General features: G+C 52.8%; 2 protein-coding genes and 1 pseudogene. All 3 read right to left on the bottom strand.

Annotation, left to right across the window (positions count from 1 at the left end; all coding sequences use genetic code 11):
• A pseudogene (locus ABYV26_RS22890) lies at window positions 1–367 on the bottom strand (Trk family potassium uptake protein); the annotation flags it as partial.
• Window positions 368–486: 119 nt separating this feature from the next.
• Window positions 487–1,851 (bottom strand): Trk system potassium transporter TrkA, encoded by a 1,365-nt coding sequence (trkA, locus tag ABYV26_RS22885; RefSeq protein ID WP_372683670.1) that lies wholly within the window; start codon window positions 1,849–1,851, stop codon window positions 487–489.
• Window positions 1,852–2,113: 262 nt separating this feature from the next.
• Window positions 2,114–3,583, bottom strand: a complete 1,470-nt coding sequence (locus tag ABYV26_RS22880; protein WP_372683669.1) for a sigma-54-dependent transcriptional regulator — start codon at window positions 3,581–3,583, stop codon at window positions 2,114–2,116.
• Window positions 3,584–3,672 lie beyond the last annotated feature (89 nt).

The raw sequence follows: 3,672 nt of genomic DNA, 5'->3' as shown, positions 1-3,672 counted from the left end.
AGGTGAAGGTGTCCTTGATGATGGCTTGTCCGGACAGGGTGGGCCGCCCTTTCATCATCATCAGCAGCAGGGTGGAGATGGTCAAAATCCCCAATCCGCCCACCTGGATTAGCGAAAGGATCACCAGTTGGCCGAACAAGGTCAACTGCCGGCCGATATCGATCAGAGACAGGCCGGTGACGCAGCTGGCCGAGGTGGACATGAAAAGCGCATCCACAAACCCCATGGGCGAACCTGCGGCTGATGCCGGCAGCATGAGCAGGGCCGTGCCGATGGCAATCAGCAGGGCGAATCCTAAGATCGACATGCGCGCCGGCGATCGGAGCAGGTGAATGGACATCCGGGAGATCAGTGAATCCTTATCCATTTTTTCTATTATTATCTCCGGCACCTTACCAGCATGGATTCATTTTTCACAACAGATGCCAGGCTCCTCAATCATGTGCCTGATTGCGTGATGAGGCTATCACAGGCAATGACCCAGAATTAAATATGTTTAAGTTTAACGGCCAATATTTTTTCGACACCTGGGATAGCCTCACGGGTAGCAAAGATGACGATGCGATCCTCAGGTTCGATAACGCTATCACCAGTAGGAATAATTATCTTCTCTTGACGAATGATGCTAGCCACCATGGATCCTTTTGGAAACGCAATCTTTTTCAAAGGTTTGGACACGATATCGGACGTGTGCAAGGCTAGCGCTTCCATTACCTCCCCCCCTTCTCCTTTGATAGAGACCGCCGAAAGCACCTTACCCCTGCGGATATGTTGCAGTATGCTGTTAATGGCGGACAGCCGGGGGCTGACCACCAGTTCGATGCCGATGGTCGACATGATGGGAAAATAGCTGAATTTATTGATTTGGGTAATGGCCTTTTTTGCACCCAGCCGTTTGGCCAATAGGGAGGCCAGAATATTGGTCTCTTCGTCGCTTGTCAGGGCTACCACCAGATCGGTTTCATGTACATTCTCTTCCACCAGGAGGCTCTGGTCTGACCCGTCACCATGGAGCACAACAGTCCGATTCAAATGGGTGGCCAGAAAATCACACCGGGAGGCGCGCTTTTCGACGACTTTGCAGGAGAGGGATTTGTCTTCAAGTTGTTGGGCGAGTCGATAGCCGACCAGACCGCCACCGATAATCAGCACCCGCTTCATAGGTGTGGCGTGCTTGCCGAAAACAGAGAGGCGTTTGAACAGGTTTTTCTCTTCGCTGATAAAGTAGATCAGGTCCCCGGCGCGCAGGTGGTTGTTCCCCCTGGGGATGACCAACCGGTCGTCACGGACAATGGCGGCGATCAGGGGCCGATCTCCCTTTAGCAGGTTGGGCAGATTGGCCAGACGCACACCGGCCAGTAGCGAACCGGTTTCAAGATAGACACCCACAAACTTGATGCGGCCGTCGGCAAATTCGCCCACGTCCGCTGCACCCGGCACGCTCATGAGCCGTTCGATGGTCCGGACCACCTCGATGTCGGGGTTGATGACCGTATCGATATGCGGCGCGCTTGACTTGAAGGTGTCATGATAGGGGTCAAAATCACCCCCCCGTATTCGGGCCAGCTTCTTGGTGGCCGGTGACAGCGTGTCGGCAACCAAACAGGCTACCAGATTCACCTCGTCTGAATCGGTGACGGCCAGCAAGATTTCGGTCTCCTGGATACCAGCCTCCTCTAATACCAGTGGACTGCTCCCCGACGCGTTGATCGTCTGAACATCAATGCTTTCCGAAAGCAGCTTCAGGGCTTCGGGTTTGGGGTCGATGACAACTACATCCTTGTTCTCCTGCGCCAGACGGCTGGCAATGTGAAACCCTACTTCACCGGCACCCACAATGACGATTTTCACCAAACACGCCTTTGCACCTGAATTGTCAGGAGTCCCTTTGAAAGTTTTAATTCAAAATGGTTGTATGATCGACTTGAACCGCGATAGAGAGCGCATTCATCGCCGCTTGCGGCGGGGTTAGCGAGCGAACCATAAATCGATTTTATCCTTACGGTGCTGCGCAGCACTGCCGGTTCAGGCAGGACATCCCCCGCGGCTTGCCGCGGAGCGGATTCAAAAATAATTTCACTCGCCGGCGATGGCGATACCGTGGGAAGGATCATCAACCGGGTTGTTCGGCCTTGAGTTGTTTTAATTTGCGCCACAGGGCAGCGCGACTGATGCCCAAGGTTTCTGATGTCTTGGATTTGTTGCCGTGGTTGGCTTTGAGGACTTCAACGATGTAATGCTTTTCCATCTCCGCCAGCGTCGAAAACTGCCTGGGCGCCAATGGTCTTGCCGATGTCGGATCGTCGAGAAATCTTTCCGGCAGGTGTTTTCGTTGAATCGTGTTGCCGTCGGCAAGGATCACCGCCCGCTCAACGATGTGCTCCAATTCCCGGACATTGCCGGGGAAATCGTAATCCATAAGGCGTTTGACGACCTCCGGTGAAATTGAATTGACCGGTTTCCCCAGTTCCTGACGGTATTTGTCGAAGAAGTACCGCAATAAGGGATGAATGTCATCCCGACGCTCGCGCAGCGGCGGAATGGTCAGTTCGAACAGTGTTAGGCGATCATAAATGGCTTTTTTAAATGATCCTGCTTTGACCCGTTTGGAAAGATCCGTATCGGTGGCGACAAGGATGCGAATATCGATGTTTGTATCCGCAGCACTGCCGGATCGTTGACTGTCGGCCATGTCGAGGATGCTCTGCAACTGGTCCTGCATCGAGAGAGGCATTTCTTCAACCTGGTCGAGAAGGAGTGTTCCCACCTGGTCGGCACCGAAAATACCGTCGCGGGTTCGGATGGCCTCTGAAAGATTCCCGCTTTTATATCCCAACAGCTGCCTGGCGAGTTTCTCGTTGCCGAAGTTTGCACAATTGATGGCCAGAAAACGATGCTTCCGGCGCAGACTCCCTGCGTGAATGGCTCTGGCTGCCAGTTCCTTGCCGGTGCCCGGCTCACCGCGCAGCGTGACCCTGCAGTCTAACGATGCCGCGCGTTCGATATCTTTGCGTAACTCCTGCATGGCTGGTGTTTCACCAACAATGCGCAAATGGTCTATGTCGGCGAATCGATTCGTGCCGGTTGAACGTCTTTCGATGCGATCACCGGTGTCGAAAGGATCACGATGGGGGTGGATCTCGATCTCATTGGCGGGGTTGGCGACACCGACCGGTGCGCGTGACACTCCCGCCGTGGGACGGATGACCACAACCTTTCCATCGGCATTTAGTTTCTTGATAAAGCCCCAGAACGACCCCATTTCATCTTTTTCGAAATACAGCGCGTTGAGCGATTCGGTGGCTTGTTTGACCTTTTCGTTGCCATGCCCGGTGAGCAGGACGGTTTTTATGTCAGGATGGATTTCCTTGAGTTTGGTAATCGTCACCAGACCATCCATATCGGGCATTTGAAGATCGACGATGGCCAGGTCGATGGTATTTTTCATGGCAATATCGATTGCCGCCATGCCATTGGTTGCCGTGATCGGAAAGAATCCAAGCACTTTCATGCGCTGGGCAATGGATTTAAGCAATTTTTCTTCGTCATCGACCAATAGGACGCGTTTTGCCTTTTCGGTCATGGTTTAATTCCTCCCACCAGGGTCAAGACGATTTGTTTCATTTATGCAAATATTAAAACAAAGTGTTTACAAATTAAACTTATTATTTT

It is taken from the genome of Desulfosarcina sp., from assembly GCF_041551955.1.
Lineage (GTDB): Bacteria > Desulfobacterota > Desulfobacteria > Desulfobacterales > Desulfosarcinaceae > Desulfosarcina.
This window is presented reverse-complemented; position numbering and strand designations above follow the sequence as displayed.

Excerpts from the sequence above, each read along its gene's own strand:
- ABYV26_RS22880 (WP_372683669.1), bottom strand. The coding sequence starts at position 3,583 with ATGACCGAAAAGGCAAAACGCGTCCTATTGGTCGATGACGAAGAAAAA.